At 70.2% G+C, this 18,286-nt stretch carries 20 protein-coding genes and 2 pseudogenes; 11 read left to right on the top strand and 11 right to left on the bottom strand.

Annotated elements, in window-relative coordinates:
- The first annotated feature begins 381 nt into the window (after nucleotides 1-381).
- The 3 genes from ACFWEP_RS00720 (at nucleotide 382) to ACFWEP_RS00710 (ending at nucleotide 2,688) form a co-directional block, all read left to right on the top strand.
- Complete coding sequence (locus ACFWEP_RS00720) at nucleotides 382-1,035, top strand: hypothetical protein (protein WP_387363322.1); 654 nt, start codon at nucleotides 382-384, stop codon at nucleotides 1,033-1,035.
- Nucleotides 1,036-1,114: 79 nt separating this feature from the next.
- Entirely contained in the window at nucleotides 1,115-1,711 is a 597-nt protein-coding gene (locus ACFWEP_RS00715; protein ID WP_387363320.1) for an SdpA family antimicrobial peptide system protein, read from the top strand.
- Nucleotides 1,708-2,688, top strand: a complete 981-nt coding sequence (locus ACFWEP_RS00710; protein ID WP_387363317.1) for a sporulation-delaying protein SdpB family protein — start codon at nucleotides 1,708-1,710, stop codon at nucleotides 2,686-2,688. The genes ACFWEP_RS00715 and ACFWEP_RS00710 overlap by 4 nt, the downstream gene beginning before the upstream one ends.
- 162 nt (nucleotides 2,689-2,850) lie before the next feature.
- Here the strand turns inward: ACFWEP_RS00710 and ACFWEP_RS00705 are convergent, their stop codons facing one another.
- From ACFWEP_RS00705 to ACFWEP_RS00695, 3 genes are read right to left on the bottom strand one after another with little or no spacing between them, the layout of a single operon-like run.
- Nucleotides 2,851-3,231, bottom strand: coding sequence for a GntR family transcriptional regulator (locus tag ACFWEP_RS00705; protein WP_387363415.1), 381 nt, complete (start codon nucleotides 3,229-3,231; stop codon nucleotides 2,851-2,853).
- On the bottom strand, nucleotides 3,215-3,757 hold the full coding sequence (locus ACFWEP_RS00700; protein ID WP_387363314.1) for a hypothetical protein: 543 nt from the start codon (nucleotides 3,755-3,757) through the stop codon (nucleotides 3,215-3,217). Before ACFWEP_RS00700 ends, ACFWEP_RS00705 begins: the two co-directional genes overlap by 17 nt.
- A 13-nt stretch (nucleotides 3,758-3,770) precedes the next feature.
- Entirely contained in the window at nucleotides 3,771-4,199 is a 429-nt protein-coding gene (locus ACFWEP_RS00695; protein ID WP_387363311.1) for a DUF1648 domain-containing protein, read from the bottom strand.
- A 219-nt stretch (nucleotides 4,200-4,418) separates the two neighbouring features.
- Here ACFWEP_RS00695 and ACFWEP_RS00690 point away from each other — a divergent pair, with 219 nt between their 5' ends.
- Nucleotides 4,419-4,724, top strand: coding sequence for a hypothetical protein (locus ACFWEP_RS00690; RefSeq protein ID WP_387363308.1), 306 nt, complete (start codon nucleotides 4,419-4,421; stop codon nucleotides 4,722-4,724).
- On the opposite strand, the pseudogene ACFWEP_RS00685 reads toward ACFWEP_RS00690, so the two are convergent.
- The 3 genes and pseudogenes from ACFWEP_RS00685 to ACFWEP_RS00675 all read right to left on the bottom strand — a co-directional run.
- A pseudogene (locus tag ACFWEP_RS00685) lies at nucleotides 4,721-4,876 on the bottom strand (transposase); the annotation flags it as partial. The gene ACFWEP_RS00690 and the pseudogene ACFWEP_RS00685 overlap by 4 nt on opposite strands.
- Nucleotides 4,855-4,998: a transposase gene (locus ACFWEP_RS00680; RefSeq protein WP_387363305.1), complete on the bottom strand. Its 144-nt coding sequence runs from the start codon at nucleotides 4,996-4,998 to the stop codon at nucleotides 4,855-4,857. The pseudogene ACFWEP_RS00685 and the gene ACFWEP_RS00680, both read right to left, overlap by 22 nt.
- 96 nt (nucleotides 4,999-5,094) lie before the next feature.
- Complete coding sequence (locus ACFWEP_RS00675) at nucleotides 5,095-6,207, bottom strand: MarR family transcriptional regulator (protein WP_387363302.1); 1,113 nt, start codon at nucleotides 6,205-6,207, stop codon at nucleotides 5,095-5,097.
- 590 nt (nucleotides 6,208-6,797) lie between these two features.
- Here ACFWEP_RS00675 and ACFWEP_RS00670 point away from each other — a divergent pair.
- Nucleotides 6,798-7,688 (top strand): helix-turn-helix domain-containing protein, encoded by an 891-nt coding sequence (locus tag ACFWEP_RS00670; RefSeq protein ID WP_387363412.1) that lies wholly within the window; start codon nucleotides 6,798-6,800, stop codon nucleotides 7,686-7,688.
- A complete protein-coding gene (locus tag ACFWEP_RS00665; protein WP_387363299.1) occupies nucleotides 7,685-7,870 on the top strand; it encodes a DUF397 domain-containing protein in 186 nt (61 codons plus the stop codon). The genes ACFWEP_RS00670 and ACFWEP_RS00665 overlap by 4 nt, the downstream gene beginning before the upstream one ends.
- Nucleotides 7,871-7,903: 33 nt before the next feature.
- On the opposite strand, the gene ACFWEP_RS00660 is transcribed toward ACFWEP_RS00665, so the two are convergent.
- Nucleotides 7,904-8,371: a pyridoxamine 5'-phosphate oxidase family protein gene (locus ACFWEP_RS00660; RefSeq protein WP_387363296.1), complete on the bottom strand. Its 468-nt coding sequence runs from the start codon at nucleotides 8,369-8,371 to the stop codon at nucleotides 7,904-7,906.
- A gap of 10 nt (nucleotides 8,372-8,381) precedes the next feature.
- A complete protein-coding gene (locus ACFWEP_RS00655; RefSeq protein WP_387363409.1) occupies nucleotides 8,382-8,588 on the bottom strand; it encodes a DUF6221 family protein in 207 nt (68 codons plus the stop codon).
- Between the two features lie 126 nt (nucleotides 8,589-8,714).
- Here ACFWEP_RS00655 and ACFWEP_RS00650 point away from each other — a divergent pair, with 126 nt between their 5' ends.
- Nucleotides 8,715-9,212, top strand: coding sequence for a hypothetical protein (locus ACFWEP_RS00650; protein ID WP_387363293.1), 498 nt, complete (start codon nucleotides 8,715-8,717; stop codon nucleotides 9,210-9,212).
- A gap of 290 nt (nucleotides 9,213-9,502) precedes the next feature.
- Here the strand turns inward: ACFWEP_RS00650 and ACFWEP_RS00645 are convergent, their stop codons facing one another.
- Nucleotides 9,503-10,864, bottom strand: a complete 1,362-nt coding sequence (locus ACFWEP_RS00645) for a cation:proton antiporter (RefSeq protein ID WP_387363290.1) — start codon at nucleotides 10,862-10,864, stop codon at nucleotides 9,503-9,505.
- Between the two features lie 451 nt (nucleotides 10,865-11,315).
- Between ACFWEP_RS00645 and ACFWEP_RS00640 the strand changes: the two genes are divergently transcribed.
- From ACFWEP_RS00640 to ACFWEP_RS00625, 4 genes and pseudogenes are all read left to right on the top strand, one after another.
- Entirely contained in the window at nucleotides 11,316-11,942 is a 627-nt protein-coding gene (locus ACFWEP_RS00640; RefSeq protein WP_387363287.1) for a class I SAM-dependent methyltransferase, read from the top strand.
- 85 nt (nucleotides 11,943-12,027) lie between these two features.
- Nucleotides 12,028-12,305 (top strand): annotated as a pseudogene (locus ACFWEP_RS00635) (SUMF1/EgtB/PvdO family nonheme iron enzyme).
- Between the two features lie 438 nt (nucleotides 12,306-12,743).
- On the top strand, nucleotides 12,744-14,636 hold the full coding sequence (locus ACFWEP_RS00630; RefSeq protein WP_387363284.1) for an ABC transporter ATP-binding protein: 1,893 nt from the start codon (nucleotides 12,744-12,746) through the stop codon (nucleotides 14,634-14,636).
- A gap of 488 nt (nucleotides 14,637-15,124) precedes the next feature.
- Nucleotides 15,125-15,913 (top strand): hypothetical protein, encoded by a 789-nt coding sequence (locus ACFWEP_RS00625; protein ID WP_387363281.1) that lies wholly within the window; start codon nucleotides 15,125-15,127, stop codon nucleotides 15,911-15,913.
- A gap of 253 nt (nucleotides 15,914-16,166) precedes the next feature.
- Here the strand turns inward: ACFWEP_RS00625 and ACFWEP_RS00620 are convergent, their stop codons facing one another.
- Both ACFWEP_RS00620 and ACFWEP_RS00615 read right to left on the bottom strand, forming a co-directional pair.
- Nucleotides 16,167-16,886, bottom strand: coding sequence for a class I SAM-dependent methyltransferase (locus ACFWEP_RS00620; protein ID WP_387363278.1), 720 nt, complete (start codon nucleotides 16,884-16,886; stop codon nucleotides 16,167-16,169).
- 238 nt (nucleotides 16,887-17,124) lie between these two features.
- The gene (locus ACFWEP_RS00615) at nucleotides 17,125-18,036 is read right to left on the bottom strand and encodes a hypothetical protein (RefSeq protein WP_387363275.1); all 912 of its coding nucleotides are present in this window, start codon (nucleotides 18,034-18,036) and stop codon (nucleotides 17,125-17,127) included.
- Nucleotides 18,037-18,286: the final 250 nt, after the last annotated feature.

Raw genomic sequence — 18,286 nt, 5'->3', positions numbered from 1 at the left:
TGAGGATCCCGGCCTCGCCCGGGTCGGCGACATGAGGGAGATCGCCACCGGTGGGGGCAAGAGGGTGGCGGTTGCCGACCTGATCGACTTTCCGCGACGGGACCGCCGATCGGAACGGACCCTGCCGGCACGGGATTTGCCTTCCGCCGACGGCAGCTCGCCCCTCGTTCCCAGCCACACGATTGGCTTAAAGACAGGTGTACGAACACGCCAAGGAACGGCAAAGATCACTCGGGTTGAATGCATTCACCACGGGCGTCGTGACGGGTGTACGCAGCCCGCCGCCACGCTTTTGCGCGCCCATTTCTGCCATCGGCCACGGCAGAGACATGGGCGAAAGCGGTACGCGCACGCAATCTTTCGACGAATCAAGGAGTCCGTGTGAAGTATCAACGCGCCATAGCCACCCTCGCGACCATCGCCGCTCTCGGAGGAGCCGCGCTCACCGCACAGCAGGCGAGTGCGGCACCCAGCTCGGTCTCGGCGATCGCGGTGTCGAGTGCGGTCGGATCGGCCGAGGACGGACGCGCCCTCTTCGCGGGGCTGTTCTTCCTTCAAGGAGAGGTCGGCGACGCCCTGGAGGAGTCTCCGTACTTCTCGGATCCGAGCGGTGAGCTGCAGAACAACGAATCGCCCGAAGCCCGAGCTGCCACCGAGCAGTTGCTCGACTCCATCGCCACCACGGACGCGGACTTCTTCGCCTCCTTCTCGACAGAGCTGAGATCGGGGGTTCCGCAGAGGGTCGAGGCGGGGCTCAACGCGGCGGGTGAAGCTCTGCGCGGAGCGGTGAGCACGGACGAGGGCGATGTCCCGGTCACCGGCGCAGGCCAGGGACGGTGTCTCGTGGCGATCGCCGTCGCTGCGGTCAACTCCGTCGCGGCCGTGAACCTCGGCGCCGCGGTGAACGTGGTGGTCGCGGCCAACGTCCTCACGAAGGTCAACTTCTGGTTCGGTGTCGCGCCTGAGGACGCGGAAGCCGACCCGATCGCCGCCGAGCAGGCGGTCGCCGACCTGACCAGCCGTCTGGCCGTGTAGCGGATCCGGACCGACATGGCGCGGCGCCGCCCGGGACGAACCGATCGGAGTCCCGGGCGGCGTGGTGCGGAGAGCAGCTGTGAAACCTACCGACCGCATTCCCCTGACCGTCCGGCCGGCCACCGTGCGGATCCGTGTTCCACGTGCCTGGACAAGGTACCTTGTCGCCGGCTGGGTGGTGCTCGCGTTGTACGTCGCGCAGGCCGCGCTGCCCCCCAATGCCGTGCGTCTGCCGATGCAGGAGGAAGCCAAGCCCGTACTCACGGCCGTTGCCCCGCAGGGCTGGGCCTTCTTCACCAAGTCCGCCAGGGATACGGAGTACGCCCCGTTCGCCTTTGACCGGAACGGCTGGCACCACGCGGCTCTGGCTCCGCACGCGAAGGCGTCCAACGCCTTCGGCTTCGACCGGGCCTCCCGCTCCCAGGGAATCGAGGTGGCCTTGTTGACGAGATCCCCCGGTACTCGTTGGGTGGAGTGCGGCAACGCCCGTAGGGCCGAGGCGTGCCTGGCGGCCGTACCGACAGGTGTCCACACCACGAACGCTTCTCCCGAGCCCACCCTGTGCGGTCGCGTCGCCGTCGTCCAACTGGAACCGGTTCCCTGGGCATGGCGGGATCTGCAGTCCGGCACGCACACCGCCCTCCGTGCCGCCGTGTGGGAGGTGGAGTGCAGGTGAGCGATACACGCGTGGCCGTTCCGTGGACGAACGTCTTCGGTCTCGCCCGGACCCTGGTGGCCCTCGGCACCCTGGGCACCCTGCTGTTCTCCAGCGCGGAGACGCTGTTCCGACCGGTCGCGACCATCGGTGACTATCCGTTGTGCGAAGGCGCCGGAAGCCTGTCCGTGTTCTGCCTCGCCCCGGACAGTTACACGGGCCTGACGTGGCTGATGTGGGCATGCGTCGCGGTGCTGTTGGTCGTCGCCTCCGGCTGGCGGCCACGCTGGACCTGCCTGCCGCACCTCTATGTGCACTACAGCGTCGTCACCGGGATCGCGATCGGCGACGGCGGTGACCAGATCTCGTTGATTCTCGCCCTGCTCTTCGTGCTGCCGTCCCTCGGTGACCCGCGCCGATGGCACTGGCAGGACCCGTCGGCCACGGCACGCCCGGCATGGGCGCTCGTCGGCGCCGGGTCGTTGGTGGTCGTCCGGCTCCAGATGTCCTTGGTCTACTTCCAGGCGTCGGTCGCCAAACTGCCGCACGCGGAATGGGCCGACGGCACGGCGATGTGGTACTGGAGCCACAACCCGTCCTTCGGCGCTCCCGGCTGGTTGGAGCCTCTGGTCGGCGCACTGGTCTCCGTGCCCTGGGGTGTTGCCCTCATGACCTGGACCCCACTGTTCATCGAGATCTCCCTGGCCGCCTGTCTACTGCTGCGCCCCCGGGCGAGGCTGTGGGTCGGGGCAGCAGGCGTGATGTTCCATCTCTCCATCGCCATGATGATGGGGCTGTGGAGTTTCAGCCTGGCCATGGCGGGAGGCATCGTCGTCCTGTGCCTCCCGGCGGGCTCCTCCGTGCACCGCCGGAAGGACGACCGGAGTGCGGACGTCGACGCGCCCGGCGTTTCGGAGCGACAGGAAGCGGAGGCCACCGAGGACCTCGCCGGCACCGCGGCACGGCCCCGGATTGCGACGGCTGACGCCACGCCCTGAGGGTGTAATCCGGCGGATCAGGACCGGACAGGTCGCGGCGCCGGATGCGGTGCATCGCAAGGCGGAGGAGCGTCCGCGCACTGGATGCAGCAGGACGTTCCGACAACGCGGGGAGGTGCCGTAGCTGTCGTCGCGTACCCGCCAGGAATTGCGGGACAACCCTCAGGAAACCGGCGTGCCGGATGACGGGTTCGCCAGGCACGCGCGCAGGACCGCGAGTGTCTCCTCGTCGCTGAGGCCGCACTGGTGCGCGAGGCGAGCCGCTTGCCTGCAGTGTTCGATCAACAAGGCCCGCGACTCGGGCGCGAAGGCCGTGACGACAGCTCCACGCCCGGGGCGCAGTTCGATCAGCCCTTCGGTCTTCAGGGCTTGGTATCCGCGGAGGACCGTATGGACGTTGACGCTCAAGGAGGCCGCGAGTGCGCGCGCCGACGGCAGTCGGTCGCCGATCCGGAGGTTCCCCGAAGCCATGGACCGACGTACTGAGGCGGCGATCTGGTCGGACAGGGGGACGGACGAGGCGGGATCAATCCTGACCAGCACCACTGCCGCCCCCCGCGTGCCGTCCCGAGCGAGTGATCAGTGCGTTGACGAGGGCCGCGGCCTCCTCCGCACCGTCCACGGTCACGACGAACTCCCGCCCACCGTCCAGGTCGAGCCAGAGGGAGTCGCCCGTCCGCAAGGAGACACTGTGCCGGCCGGGCATGACGCGGTAGGGACCCCAGCCGCCCAGATCGGCCAGGGCGTCCGTCCAGCGCCCCGAAGCGCCGGCGATGCGTGCGACGGTGAACGTCCTCCGGACGAACGGCAGGACGACGGACGACACGGTGACGCCCCTGTCGTTGATGCTCACCCGGACCGCCGCGGTACTCAGCAGGATCGCCGCGACGACCCAGAGGCACCAGAAACTGCTCGCGTACGGCGCGGCGGCGGTCAGGCCTCCCGTGGTGCCGACCGCGGCGACCACCGCCCCGGACACCCACGACCAACGGGATACCGCCACCCCCGCCCAGGCGACCCGCTCACCCGCTGACAGGACGATCTCCTCCGGGACGCGCTCGTGCTTCACCGGGCTCCCTCGCTCAGCGTTCTCTGCGGAACAGGAGGAATCCCGCCCCCGCGCCCGCCACGGTCACACCCGCGGCGACCAGCCAGTGGGACAGGGTGGGGAAAGTGGCGTCGGTGTACTCGGCCGCTCCCGCGCTGGCCAGGAGCGACGTGGTGCAGAACGCGCAGGTGAACGCGGCGGTGGCCCAGGCCAGTACCGACAGTGCGAGACGGCTGCCCGGGGTCGACCGCACCTGCCAGAGGGAAGCACCGAATCCGACGAGCTCGAAGACGAAGACGCCCATGACCAGACCGAGCAGCCCCATCGGGGAGGAGGTGACACCGTCGGCGGACCCCGACGCGTCCCAGTGGATGCCGACCGGATCCGGAAGTGTCGAGTGCTTCACGACGAAGACGACCGCGTAGACAACGGCGCCCAGGGCGAACGGAGCACCTAGCGCCACGAGTTGTAAGGCAGGGAGACGGGATCTGCCCCGCGCGGGCGTGGTGTTCGAGGACAAGGCGACCCTCCTTTCGGATTGTTTGCATCAGGCTAGAACAATCATCCATCATGAGCAACGCCCCGAAGCGAGTGAGTAGTTGCCCCGTGACAGCGGTGCCGAGGCGCCTTAGTGAGCGTTTTGTTGGTGCGATCGCGTAGTGATCGGGCAGGATCCATCTGCATGGCAGACCCAGAGGTTCAGCGCGTCAACGACATCGCCCTCACTGCGGTGCAGGCTCTGCTAGGGCTGATCTCGTCCGATGTGGTAGCGGTAGCAATTGCGGTCGAAGAGGAAAGAGTGCTGCTCTCCTTCTGGGTACGTCGCCATACCGCCGAGATCGACGAAGACATTGACGATGCCGTTGGCGACCTGGAGGCGCTTCTCCATCCACAGATTCCGCTGATCGAGCCGCGCGTCATGGTAGGTGTACCGGACGTGACCACCGGACAGCCTCACGAGCGCATGATCTATTGGGCCAAGTCCTAGACCTGCACCGCTCTGCGGTAGCAGATGAGGGTGCAGGCGATGCCGACGAAGGCGAGGAAGTGCTCGGCCTTCCGCTCATAGCGTCGGTGCAGACGGCGACAGCCGTTCAGCCAGGACACTGTGCGTTCGACTACCCAGCGGTGCCGACCCAGACCCGGGCACTGGACCAGTCGGTGAAGCGACGGTGGATCGTCTGCCAGGAGGCCCCGAAGACCGGTGGCACTTGCCGCCAGGTGCAGCCCGAAGTAGCGACGAAGATGATCGCGGCCGGCACCGCGCGATCGTCGCACCTCCGGGACAGCCCTTAGGCGACCGCGACAAGCAACAGGAGGCCGTGCTGTGTTGGCCAGGCGCGGGCGGCGGGGCGGGCTCAGGGGGTGCGCATCAAATTGCGGAGACCGGCGACGAGGGCCGGGACGTCGCGTTCGACCTGGGCCGGGGCAACCACCGGGGCGGCGTCCGGGGCGGCGGGCTGCGGGGCCTGGTGTGCGGTGCGGCAGGGGGCGCAGAGGCCGTCCGGGAGTGCTTCGGCGCGGGCGGGGCGCCCGCAGTCGGTGCACTCGACCAGGAGCCCGCGCACTCGGGCGCCGGGAGCGCCGCCCTGGGCCGGGACCTGTGGCGGGGTGGGGGTCGGGGACAGTCGGGGCGGCATCTTGTCGGTGAGGCGGCGGCGCACCAGCCCGACGGGTGAGCCGACCTGCTCGGGAAGTCCGGCGGTGAGCGCCGACGTCAGGTACCCGGCGCTGACACCCCGCGCGAACCAGGCGGCAGCGAGCGGCTCCAGCACCTCGCAGTCCGCAGCGGAGAGCGTCAAGCGAGGATCACGGTGGCCCAGTTCGGCCAGGGCGACGTAGGCGGGCGAAGGGCCCGCGACAGCCGGTGAAGCGACGGCAACCGGAGGAGCATCGGCGGCCGGAGAAGCGGATTCGGCCGGGGCGTCAGCTTCCGAAGGCACATCGGCCGACTGAGGTGCGTCCGGGAGCGCGGGCCGTTCCGGGGCTCCCTCCGCAGTGCGCTGCTGGGGAATCACCGGCCCGGGACACGGTTCGGCAGGGGGCGCGGGTGACTCCTCGGGTTCGGTGGACTCCGCTTCGAGCCTGGTGATCCACCACTCGCTGTCCCGCGCGGTGCGGGACCAGAAGGTCAGCGTCACCCACCGGCACGGGCCGTCTCCCCCCGTCCGCCTGCGCACGCGCCGCAGGTGCCCGGCCACACCGAGCGCCCGAAGGGCCGTACCGATGGCCATCTGCCCGTACAGGGGCAAGTCCTTGGCCAGCGACTTGATGTCCATCGCCGCGCCGTCGGGCAAGTGGTCGACATAGGCGGCGACGTACCGCTCACGCTCCGGCAGGAACGCGAAGTCCCCGGGTCCGGGTGCGACTTGGCCGGAGACGGACTGCTTGCCGTAGCCGGTGTTGGCCCGGCGGTACGGCCGCGAAGCTGCGGGCGCGGGCAGGGCGGGACTAAAGTGCTGGGTAGCCACGAGATCGTCTTTCTTTTGGGTGCGATCTTTGGTGAGACCCCGGCCTGGTGCTGTAACACCGCGTCGGGGTCGATTCGTTGAGGGCACCGTAAGCATGCGTGACTCTCCGCCGCAACTCGCTCACCATTAGTCATACTTGCTGTCCGTGACGGGGGTGGGAGGGAGGGGAGGTTTCCTCAAACCCCCCTACCTACCTCCCGGATGAACAACACCGCTCGAACCCCGGATCTCGCATCCCGGCCCCCGAATCCCGAAGCTCAAGCGTCGGGCCGAGCACCTCTGCAGATCCCTCGTACGAGTGAGAGGCCCGACATCGACGCTCGAATCCCAAATCTCGAAAGCCGAAGCCAGAACCCCGAGACCCAAGACCCAAGACCCAAGACCCAAGACCCAAGACCCAAGCTTCGAACCCGGAACACGGCGGGCCCCGCACTCCCCCAGGCCCGCTTCCCACGAACGCCACCACGCATCACCCTCACCACCCGTACGCTGTGAGGTCACACGCGCACGCTCGGTGGCGACGCGGCGCGTGGGTGCGGCACGGCGGGGCGGGTACGCGCGAAAGGTGGCCAACGGTGGGCTACGACAGCATGGACGGCGGCGCTGCGGAACCGGCGTCGGGAGGACTGGCCGCGGGAGGACCGGGCGGTTCGGGAACGGGCGCCGAGCCAGGAGTGTCGGACAGCCTGCGCACGTTCGGCGCGTTCCTCCAGGCCCTGCGCGAGCACGCCGGCCTCTCCCGCGAGGAGTTCGCCGACAGGGTCGGCTTCTCCAAACACACGGTCGCCTCGATCGAACAGGGCCGCCGGATGCCGGACCGCGACTTCGTGGAACGCGCGGAGCCGGTTCTCGGAGGGACCGGGGCACTGCGCAAAGCCGCGCCGCACCTGTCGCGGCAGGCAGGACTGGCGAGTTGGTTCCGGCAGTGGGCACGTGTGGAGATGACGGCGATCAGCCTGTACACCTACGAGTGCCGGGTGCTGCCGGGCCTGTTGCAGACGGAGGCGTACGCGCGAGCGGTGTCGATGGACGTGCCGCCGCTGCCCGATGTGAACGAGCTGGAGGAGCGGATCTCCGCACGGATCGCCCGGCAGGAGCTGCTGGCGGTGACCCGGAAGCCGCCCACGGCCTTCAGTTTCATCGTCGAGCAGGCTGTACTGGAACGGTGGACCGGCGGGGAAGCCGTGACGCGCGAACAGTTCGACGTACTGCTGGAGTTGATCGAACGGAACTGGAACGTGGAGTTTCAGCTGATGCCGCTGCGTCAGCCGTCACACGCGGGCCTGGACGGGCCGATGCGACTGGCCGAGACTCCGGACAACCAGTGGTTCGCCTACTCCGAAGGGCAGCAGAACGGAAGGCTGATCGCCAGCCCGAAAGAGATCAGCCTGCTCCAGCAGCGATATGCGAAACTGCGGTCACAGGCTCTGCCCCCTGCGGACTCCCTGCGCCTGTTGAAGCGATTGCGAGGAACGCTATGAGCACGTCCGAACTGACCTGGATCAAGAGCAGTTACAGCGGCTCGCAGGGTGACGACTGCGTCGAAGTGGCTCAGGGGCCGCAGTCAATCCACGTCCGGGACTCCAAGGACGCACTGAGCCCCGAACTCACCCTCTCCCCCACCGCTTGGCGGGACTTCACCTCGTACGCCGCAGAGAACTGACCCGAACGTCCGCCGCGAGCCGTGGGGGGTCGGCTACGCCCCCGCAACCCATTCCCCGTCCCGCATGACGACTCGCCCGCGCAGCTCCGGCACGCCCCGCCAGGCGCGTACGGTGCTCGGGACCACGCGTACGTACAGGTAGGGCCCCTCCTCCGCGCGCGGGTCCCACCCGAACTTGTCGGCGAAGGCCTTCGCCGCCCCTTCGGGTACCTCCAGGTCGGGGAAGCACTCCGCCTCCCCCTGAAGGAGCACCACGTCGAAGGTGTCCGGCAGTGACAGGCGTACACGCGGCTCCGTACGAAGGTTGCGCGCGGTCACGGAGTCCGCACCGGTGCACATCCACACGGCTCGCCCGTCCCACAGGAACCACAGTGGCAACTGGTGCGGCCCGTGTTCGGGGTGAGCCGTCGACACCCACACGTCCCGCTCGGCGACGAGCCGCGCCAGGGTGTCGCGCACGCGCTCGGCCGTCCGACGCCGGTCTGTACCCGTGGTCTCCATGGTGCCGACCCTAAATGATCTCCAGGGAGAGCCTCGTTTCTCGCCTGCATCCTTGCAGGGCACTCTGCTCGTCCGGGTGGGCAGTGCCAGGGGGAGGCGAGGTCGCGTAGATCGTGGTTCGGCCAGGGGGCGGGGCGTGACGGGCCAGGGTGCGCCGCTTGGTCCCGATCTCACGCAGAGCGCGGGCCGGGTCGTGCAGAGCTGCATGCTGAGCGATCGTGGGACGGAAGCCAGCGGGATCGACCTGGCAGAAGTCGACCGGAGAAGACCGTCATCCGCTACGGCGAAGTCGCTCAGCAGCTTCTAGCATCAAAGCCGAGGAACACCACGGGAGGTCATAGGCATGCGCATCTCAACCGACGACGGCCGATTCGGGCTGATCCTGACCCCAGCAGGTGACCCCTGGGATGCGCGCTTCTTTCGTTTCCAGCTCATCGTGGACTCGATCGTCATGGGCGACTCGGAGCCCTGCATCCTCGGCTCGATGATGCTGACACTGCAGAACATGGCCAGACTTGAGGACCCGCGTCTGGCCCAGCCCGACGCTGACCCGGCCGCGACGCTTTCCGTGTTGCGCTCCGATGCCGCCCTGAATGATCCGTCGCTGCTGGGGGCCGCCGAGTCCCTCGACGGTTGGCTCGTCCACGGGTATGTCCACGGCACGAACGCGATCGTGCTCGGCGAGCTCGCCGAACCGCCCTTGGGGACGCCCACGCCCCGCGTCGCGGTCACGTCGCTGCACGACTTTCAAGCGATCGTCACAACCGCCGCCCACTATGGGGAAGAGGTGCAGCGTGATGCACGGCTCACCACCCGTAAGGGATGTCTGAGCACCCGGTGAGTCGTCGTCGGCCTGGTCGAACATCGCCCGCCGGCGGGCCGGGTCCACGCTATGGCCCACGGCCATAGCACCAACTTCAGAAGTCCACAGAACCTCTGATGATCACGCGGTGGCCGCTCCCGGGTCGGTTCCGGCCGCCAACTGGTGCCAGGCATGGGTGCATCCGTCGGCGCAGAACCGCAGTCCTTCGACGGCTTCGCTTCAGGATCCCGCACCGTTGCCCTCGGCCAAGTCGGCTGAGGGGTGGACGTCGTGGGCGCGCCGCTCGTACTTCCACGTGTGCGGGTGCTTCAGACTCGTTCGCGGGGCGCGTCGTCGTCCCTGTCGAGGCGGTCGCACCGGGCCTCGGGGGCGGCGCTCGGGGCACTGGTCCCCTCACCGCTCTCCTCGCCGCTCTCCTCACCGTTCTTCCGGTCCAGGTGCGCGGTGATCGGAGTGGCCGCAGCTCCGTGGAGTACGACGGAGACGAGCACGGTGAAGACCACGACCGCCCACAACTCGTCCTCCCAGGCGCCGAAATCCCCCCGGCCGCAGGCGTAGGCGAGATAGAAGAACGAGCCGATGCCGCGGATGCCGAGGAACGAGGTGACCAGCCGTTCCTTCCGCGAGCCAGGGCCCCGCAGGAGGGCGGCCCAGGAGGTCAGCGGCCGTATCAGCAGGTGCAGCAGCAAACCCGTCGCCGCACCCTGCCACGTGAGATGGGCCAGGGCGCCCGTCGCTATGAAGGCGCCCGTCGCGAAGAGGAGCACCGCCATCAGCAGCCGCTCCATCTGCTCGATGAACTCGTGCAGCACCCGGTGGTACTCATGGCCCCGTTCCCGGCTGCGCAGCGTGCAGGCCGCCGCGAAAACGGCCAGGAACCCGTAACCGTGCAGTGATTCGGCGATGCCGTAGGAGGTGAGGGTCACCGCCAGCGCGACGAAGCCCTCGCCGTGCTCCGCGAGCCTCAGCGGCCTGGCAGCGGCGTGGAAGAGGACACGGCCCAGCAGCAGGCCCGTTCCCACTCCCACCGCCACCCCGACCGCGAGCCTGAGAAGTACGTCGCTCCACGCCCAGTGCACGATCCAGCCGGTCGACAGGCCGCCGCCCGCCGCGGCGAGCGCGAGGGCGCCCAGGACGAACGGGAAGGCCAGCCCGTCGTTGAGGCCGGCCTCGCTCGTCAGCGCGAAGCGCACCTCGTCCTCGTCGTACTCGTGGTCCGACGGCTCCCCCACCCGCACCTCGGAGGCGAGCACCGGGTCCGTGGGCGCGAGCACCGCCGCGAGCAGGAGCGCGACGTACGGCGGCCAGTCCAGCAGCCACCAGGCCACCAACGCGGTGGCAGCGATGGCGAGTGGCATCGCCACGCCGAGCAGACGCCAGGTGGTGCGCCAGGAGCGCCGTCCGAACGGACGATTGATGGCGAGACCCGCGCCCATCAGGGAGGCGATCACGCAGAGTTCGGTGAGGTGCTCCGCCCACGCCGTATGCTCCGTCGGGTCCACCCTCGGCAGGGGGAGGGGCAGCGGCAGCGCGTACACGAGAAGCCCGGACGCGAGGAACACCATGGGCGGTGAGACCGGCCGCCGCGACAGCAGACGGGGGAGCACCGCCGCGAGGAGCGCCCCCAAGCCCAGGCACCCGTACACCGCACCAGTGGTAGTGATGGCCACGTTCCGGCCGCTCCGTCCTGTAGATCGGGCTGGTCAACGCCGTCTACCCCGGCATGGAGCAGCCATCACGGCCCGGGTGCGGGCGTTTCAGGGCGGAACAGACCGCGGCTGCCCGGCAAGTGGGGAGCTTGAGGAACGGTCCGAACCCGCCGGCCAGTCGTGGCCGTGCATCCCGTACGGCGGGCTGTCATCGCGCACAGACCGGACCACTCCGCTTCCACGGACGTCCCGGGCGAATGCTGCCGCTCACGAACCGCTCCGGCTCATGGCCACCGGGCTCACGGGCCGTCCCGCAACGTTCCCCGACACCCGTTTCGTCAGGAGTTCTCAGCGGGCAGACGCCCCGCCTATCCGGGGCACACGACCTGCTCCCAGGAGCCGACCTGCGAAAATGCCGGCAGGACACCCGCCTCACCCCTGCGGGACGAGCCGACCGGAAGGCGCACCGAACATGACTGGGCAAGACGACCGCTGGGCGGAACTGACCGGCGGACAAGCGGGCGAGGAGTACGCCCGGCGCTTCGCGCGGCTCGCCGAGACCGGCCACGACGTCCACGGTGAAGCGAACTTCTGCGCCGCTCTGTTGAAGCCGCGTGCCCGGGTACTCGACGCGGGGTGCGGCACCGGCCGGATCGCGATCCGGCTCGCCGAGATGGGCCATCACTGCACCGGCGTGGACGTCGACGCCTCGATGCTCGCCGTCGCCCTGCGCGAGGCCCCCACGCAGGAGTGGCTCCTCGGCGACCTGGCCCGACTGGACACCCTCGGCCTTGAGCCGGGCTTCGACCTGGCGCTCGCCGCCGGAAACGTCATCCCCCTGCTGGCCCCCGGCACCGAGCCGGCCGTCGTCCGGCAGCTGACTGCCGCGCTGCGCCCCGGCGGCCTGCTGGTCACCGGCATGGGCCTGGACGCGGCACATCTCCCGTTGCCAGAAGCGCCGTTGACCCTTGCGGAGTTCGACGACTGGTGCGTCCAGGCCGGCTTGGTCCTGCGGCAGCGCTACGCCACATGGAGCGGCGACCCCTACGAGCCGGGCTGCGGCTACGCGGTCAGCGTGCACTCCCTCCCTGCCGCGTGAATCGCTCCCGGAGCCGCGCCGCACGGTTCCACCGGCCCCCGATGCCCTGGTTCCAAGTCTGGTGGACCTCGGTATCGGCACCACGATGCCGGTCGGATCACTCCCCGGCGGCGCCGGCCCTTTCGGGGTGCTGGACATGGCGGGGAACGCCGACGAGTGGACCTCTACCGTCCACGCCCCTACCCCGGCGCGCCTGCCGGGGTGCCGAGCACCGAGGACTGGGCCTTCGACCGGCACCTCACCCGGGGTGGCGCGTTCCGCCACGGCCGGGACCTGGCCCGGTGCGCCCGACAACACGGCGCTTACGAGCCGGATCTCGAAGCGATCGGAGTGGGCTTCCGCCTGGCGGCACCGGCCGCGTAGAACCGGACACCGTGCCGGCATCGCATGCCGGCGGACGTCTCCGGGGCCCCCGAACCCGGCCGATCTCGATCGTCCCTCCTTCAGCATCCGGGAGCTGAACCAGGGCGCGTCCGCTCCGTCGAACCTGGCGACCTTCACCGTCCTCACGCCGCCCCCGGCCGGACGCCTCGAAGCACTCCCTCGGTACGCCCCAGCACCCCGCAAGCACACCCCCACCCGACCGACACCCCCTCCCGCCGCGCCAAGCGCGATCCTCGGCGATTCGGCCAACCCCCGTGCACGGCACTCCTGTTGCGGGCAGCGGGTCGATGCATCACGCACACGCCGCCGCCCGCTCCATCCCGGGCTTCCGGGACCGACCGAAACACGTGTGTTCGATATCCCAACCAGGTCGTTGATCCCCACGACCGTGCCGGACGACCGTCAAGGGGAACCACGTTGACCTCGACCACCGCCAACGAGCAGCAGGCCGCCTCTCCCCCTCCTCCGCCGCCACCTGCGGAGATCACGTACAGCGGGCAGTACTCCGTCAATCCCCTCGCCGAGGTCTCCTTCCGGCGGATGTGCGCGCAGATCCCGTCCGTCCTGGGCCGGATCGCCCGGCTGTCCTGGCGGACCGACCGCCTGGCCGTACAGCTGCTGGTCGGCTGTCAGGTGATCACGGGCGTCTCGGCGGCCGTCCTGCTGACGGCCACCGCCCACGCCATGCGCCCCGTCCTGGGCGAAGGCTCGGCGGGTGACCGGCTGCACGGAGCCTTTCCCGCCCTGGTGGTGGTCGCGCTCGCCGCCGCGCTGGGCCGGGGTGCGGCGGCCGTGGCCACGTACGCGGCACGGAGGATCACCCCGCGGCTGACTACGGAGACGGACACCGCGCTGGTCGAGGCGGTGTGCCGGGTCGAAGCGTCCGCGTACGCGGAGGAGGGCTTCTCGGACCGGTACGAGGCGGCCGAGATGGGGGTGATGCGTACCCAGGTGATGGTCACCGACGCCCAGCGGTTCCTGTCGGCGCTGATCCGCATGGTCACGGCGGGCAGCGTGCTGTCGGCGCTGAATCCGCTGATGCTTCCGCTGCTCCTGCTCGCCGTACTGCCGGCCGGTGTGGGGGCGGTCCTGACCGCCCGGGTCGACTACGAGATCCACTACGCCAACATCGCCGACCGCAACGTGCGCGGCATGATGCGCTGGTGGGCGACCACTTCGAAATACGGCGACGAGGTCCGCGCGAACTCGATGGCCGACTACCTCGTCCACTGGTTCCGGGCCCTGTCCGACCGCTGCGACCGACGCACCCTGGCCGCCGCCCCACAGACCCTGCGCATCGCCCTGGCCTCCGCCGCGGTCGGCGGTACCTTCCTCCTCGCCGCCTGGGGCGTCCTCGCGTGGCTGGCGGTCTCCGGGCGGATCGAACTCGCGGTCGCTGCCACGGCCGTCCTCGCCGTACAGACCGCGCTCGCCTCGCTCTCCCAGGTCGTCACCAACGGCGCCGCCGTCTTCCACACCAGCCTCTACCTGGGCGACATGCAGACCTTCCTCGACGACGCGGCAGCCCGTACACCCGAGCGCGGCCCCGGCAGGCACGGCGGGGCGACCGAGCGCATCGAACTGGAGGAAGTCGTCTACCAGTACCCCGGCAAGGACCGGCCCGCCGTCGACGGTGTCTCCCTCACCCTGGAACGCGGCCAGATCCTCGCGATCGTCGGAACGAACGGCTCGGGGAAGTCCACGCTCACCCGCCTCCTCACCGGCATCTACCTGCCGGACAAGGGCCGGGTCACCTGGAACGGCGCCGACCTGGCCGAGGTGGACCCCGCCACGGTCTGGGCGCGGACCGGTCTGGTGCCGCAGATCTTCGCCCAGTGGCCGATGCCGGTCCGCGAGAACGTCACCCTCGGCCAGCCCCGTACCGCCGACGACGCCCCCGTCTGGTCCGCCATCGACGCGGCCGGCCTGCGCGAGGCGGTCGACGGCCTCCCCGCCGGACTGGACACCCTGCTCTCCCGCGAGGTCTTCGGCGGCTCCGAACTCTCCGGCGGCCAGTGGCAGCGCGTGGCCTGCGCCAGGGCCCTGTACCGCCAACCCGGACTGCTGATCCTGGACGAGCCCACCTCCCAGATGGACCCGCGCGGCGAGCACCAGATCTTCGAGCGGATCAAGGCCATCGCCGCCGACCGCATCACCATCGTGGTCACCCACCGTTTGGAGAACACGAAAATCGCCGACCACATCATCGTCATGGAGGAGGGCCGCATCACCGAACAGGGCCGCTACGAAGACCTCGTCCACGCCGGGGGCACCTTCGCCGAACTCCTCGCACTCTCCCAGGACCGGTGACGTGACCACGGGCCTCTGACGCCCGCCGGCCGAAAGGGAGCGCCACCACGCCCGGTTGGCCTTCTCCGGCCGGGTGGGGTGTGCGGTCGCGACCCGCACACCCCACCCGCCGTCCGGGCCTGCAGTCCTCACTCACTCGGAGATCCACGTGCCACGCACGACAGCGACCGCTCCTTGCAGCCGGGCAGAGGCCCGCGCACCAGGAAGGCCGGGCGGAAACCGATCCGGGTGGCGATACATCGCCGGCCGGAGGCCCGCCTCCGTCTGCCCCGTCCGGGCACGATGCCGGACAACCCGCGAACGGCCTCGCCGCAACGTCGGCCCATGACACGGCACGAAGCGGAACCGGGGCCATCCGCTTGTCGCGAAGAGCCGATGGAGAGAGGGTGTGCGGCCGATGATGGAGCACGGCCGACCGGCCCTCACGGAGTGGAGCTGACCGACGGTGTCCCCTCGCGCGGGACCCCGGGTCAGGGGGGAGACACCGCATGACAGAACAAGCGAACCCGCTACTTGCCCTGATGCAGAAGTACACCGTCAAATCGCCGACGGTCCAGAGGGTTCCCCTCTCGTCGCTGGGCATCCACGGACGGCGGCTCGTCTTCGGCGTCACCGGCTACAGGCTGCCGGACTCCTTCGCGCTCGAATTCGTCGACGGGGGGCTCGTGGCCGCCAACCATCAGTTCGACCTGAGTGACGTCGTCATTCAGATCGCCCAGGTCGGCATCTCCCCGGTGAGCATGGTCACCCGCGCGAACGGCACGTGGGGCTCGGACGGCGCGTACCTGCTCGTCGGTTCCCCGCCGATCACCTGGGCGACCGCACCCGGTCCCGACCTCGCGCCGCACCAACTGTGCCTGGAGATCACCCCGGAATTCCAGGCGATCGTCCGGGCCCAAGAGCGCGAACACTTGCAGGACTTCGCCCTGGCCTGGGTTCTGACCGTGGGCCTCTTCGCCGAGAGGCTGCCGACGAGTGGGTACGGCTGCGCCGGCGACGCCCTCGCAGCCCTCGCCGAACAGCTTGTCGGCGCCGGCATGGGCTATCTCGTCCCATCCGGTTCCCTCACGGACCCCCGGGTGTGGGCCCAGCACCTCAAGACCCGCGCCACACAGCTGGCCGATCAGAGCGGGCTGCGGGACTCCAACGGAAGCCACTCTCCCCTCTCCTACGCCGCACGGCTCGACTACGCCGATGACGAGCGCCGCATCATCCTGGCGCCCGTCATGCCCCCCGCCGGACCCCCCGTCATCAACGTCAAGTCGCTGCCTCACTGACCACGGCCTCACCACCTGGGCGGCCGGAGGTACGGGCATCTCGGTGCACACGCCAACGCCGCGACCGACAAGGCACGCTCGGGCGGTTTCCCAGGCGCCGGGGAGACACCGCACCCCGCCCGGGGATCGCCCCCGGATCGCGGCAGACCTGTCGGGCCGTCAGGCGGCTCCTACTACCTCCACGGCATCGGCCTGTCGCCCCATGCCGCCCGCACGGCTTTCGCGTCCGAGGGTCCGCCGTACGGATTCCGGGTCAGGGGCGGCCGGCGACGAACCAGCGGGCGGGGAGTTCCACCCTGGAGCCGTCGGGGCGCGTCTCGCTCATGGCGAGGGCGGTGACGCCTTCGCCCAGGACAGTGAGCCCCGCCGCCCGCAGCAGGGCGGCGACTTCACCCTCGGCGACTTCGCCGGGGCGCAGGTCGTGTTCCTTGACACGGCGCAGTTTGAGGGAAGGGCCGCCGGGCTGGGCGGCGACGGCGGCGATGACCTCCTTGGCCCGACCGGTCGGCTCCAGGACCAGGGCCCTGCCGTGCGCGCCGACCAACCGGGCGACGGAGGCGGCCACCGCGGGGCGGTCCTCGGGGTCGCTCTGGTGCAGGACGGCCCGCATGTAGACGTTGGTGTCGCCGAGGCGCTCGTGCAGCGCGGCGGTCTCCTTCGGGTCGGCGAGGTTGAGCTGCTCGTACGTCGCGGCTCCGCTCGCGTCGGTCCGGCGCGCGTGGGCGACGGCAGCGGCGGAGAGGTCGACGCCGACCGCACGCGTGAAGCGGGTGGCGAGGAAGCGGGTCTGGGTGCCGTTGCCGCACCCGAGGTCGGCGACCGGAAGGGAGTGGTCGGCGTACGGGGTGAGGTGTTCGAGGTCGCGCCGCGCCGTCAGGGCCGGATCCGCGTCCCAGAAGGGCTCTCCCTGGTCGCCGGAACTCTCCTCCCAGAAGCCTTCCCAGGCGGTGCGGTAGCGGTCGGACACGGTCATGGAGTCTCCTCGCGGTGTGCGGACGGATCGGGTGCGGACGGATCAGGTGTGGACGGATCAGGTGTGGACGGATCAGGTGTGGACGGATCAGTGCGGACGGATCAGGTACGGGCCGACCGGTGCTGCGCGGGTCGGCGTCCCTGATGGCTACCCAACCATCCTGTCCACCGGCGCCGCTGCCAGGAGAGCCGCCCGGGCCGATACGCCGACGGTTCAGCCCCTGCTCGGACGGCCCCGGTCACCCGCTCTTCCGGAACAGCTCCGACATCCGTTCCCCCACCTCGTCGGCCAGCACCACCGAGCCTGCCCCGGTCAGGCCGACGCGTTCGGCCAGCTCCCGGCCGTGGACGTCGACGGCGGCCTCGATGAGCTCGGCGAACAGGTCCAGGGCGTCGTGGGCGCGGGAACGGGCGACGGCCGCGCAGCAGACGGCCACCAGGGCGGCCGGCCACCACCAACAGGCGAGCAGGGCGTAGCCCACGGCCCAGGCGCCGATGCGGGCGGCGGCCGCGAAGGAGTCACGGGCGGAGTGGATCTGGCGTACAGCCTGCTCGGGAAGGATCAGCCACAGCCGTGGCCAGACCGCGGCGAGGTCCACGCCGTAGGCGGTGTGGACACGTTCCCTGGCAGCCCCGACACGGTCGCCGTACCAGGTGGGGCGGGCGGGCGTGTGGAGCGCGACCCGGTCGCGGGCCTCGGCGAGGTTCTCGATGCGCGCCAGCACCTCCGGCGGAGCCCACGGCCGGCCCTCGGTCACCGAGATGTCGCCGTACGCCTCCTCGTACCGCGTGTCCAGCTCGCGCCACTTGCGGGCACGGCGGGCGGTCAGGGCACGGGACAGCGGGTCGCGCCCGAACCGGAGCCAGTACCGCTCGATCGCGCCGGCGAGGAACTGCGCGGCAAGTGAGGCCGCGCTCGCGGCCAGCAGGAGGAGGGCGACCAGAAGCGCGGCGGTACCGGCGCGGTCGAGGGCGGGGCGGGTCGCGAGATCGTCCAGTGCGGTGCGCAGCCGTTCGATGTCGTGCCAGTGGCGGTGGCCCAGGGTGGTGCCGACGGCTGCGGTGGCGAGGAAGAGAGCACCGGGGAGAACCAGCATGTTGAGCCAGCGCTCGGCGAGTTTGCCACCCAGTGTGGCGAGGAGAGGGTTCATGCCGGCGGGGTCACTGGCCGGGACCGAGGCGGCGCCTGCTCATACGGGTGCCGTTGACGGCGCAGGCCGGAGCCGGGAGCAGGTCGCGCGCCCGTTCGACCCGGGTACAGTGGGCCGGCCCGGGGCACACCGCGACCTTGACGTCACGAGCGATGCCCGAGATCCTCGCGCTCCGGGCCCCGCTGACCAGGCCCCTAGCATCTCCCGCCCGGCGCAGGGCCGTGTCCAGGGCGGCGTAACAGGCGGCGAG

Origin of the sequence: Streptomyces sp. NPDC060198, assembly GCF_042728415.1 — a bacterium.
GTDB lineage: Bacteria > Actinomycetota > Actinomycetes > Streptomycetales > Streptomycetaceae > Streptomyces.
The sequence above is the reverse complement of the archived record's forward strand: the minus strand, read 5'-3'. Positions and strand labels throughout refer to the sequence as shown.

Excerpts from the sequence above, each read along its gene's own strand:
- ACFWEP_RS00690 (WP_387363308.1), top strand. The coding sequence starts at position 4,419 with ATGGCAGACCCAGAGGTTCAGCGCGTCAACGACATCGCCCTCACTGCG.
- ACFWEP_RS00670 (WP_387363412.1), top strand. The coding sequence starts at position 6,798 with ATGGACGGCGGCGCTGCGGAACCGGCGTCGGGAGGACTGGCCGCGGGA.
- ACFWEP_RS00665 (WP_387363299.1), top strand. The coding sequence starts at position 7,685 with ATGAGCACGTCCGAACTGACCTGGATCAAGAGCAGTTACAGCGGCTCG.
- ACFWEP_RS00660 (WP_387363296.1), bottom strand. The coding sequence starts at position 8,371 with ATGGAGACCACGGGTACAGACCGGCGTCGGACGGCCGAGCGCGTGCGC.
- ACFWEP_RS00650 (WP_387363293.1), top strand. The coding sequence starts at position 8,715 with ATGCGCATCTCAACCGACGACGGCCGATTCGGGCTGATCCTGACCCCA.
- ACFWEP_RS00640 (WP_387363287.1), top strand. The coding sequence starts at position 11,316 with ATGACTGGGCAAGACGACCGCTGGGCGGAACTGACCGGCGGACAAGCG.
- ACFWEP_RS00625 (WP_387363281.1), top strand. The coding sequence starts at position 15,125 with ATGACAGAACAAGCGAACCCGCTACTTGCCCTGATGCAGAAGTACACC.
- ACFWEP_RS00620 (WP_387363278.1), bottom strand. The coding sequence starts at position 16,886 with ATGACCGTGTCCGACCGCTACCGCACCGCCTGGGAAGGCTTCTGGGAG.
- ACFWEP_RS00615 (WP_387363275.1), bottom strand. The coding sequence starts at position 18,036 with ATGAACCCTCTCCTCGCCACACTGGGTGGCAAACTCGCCGAGCGCTGG.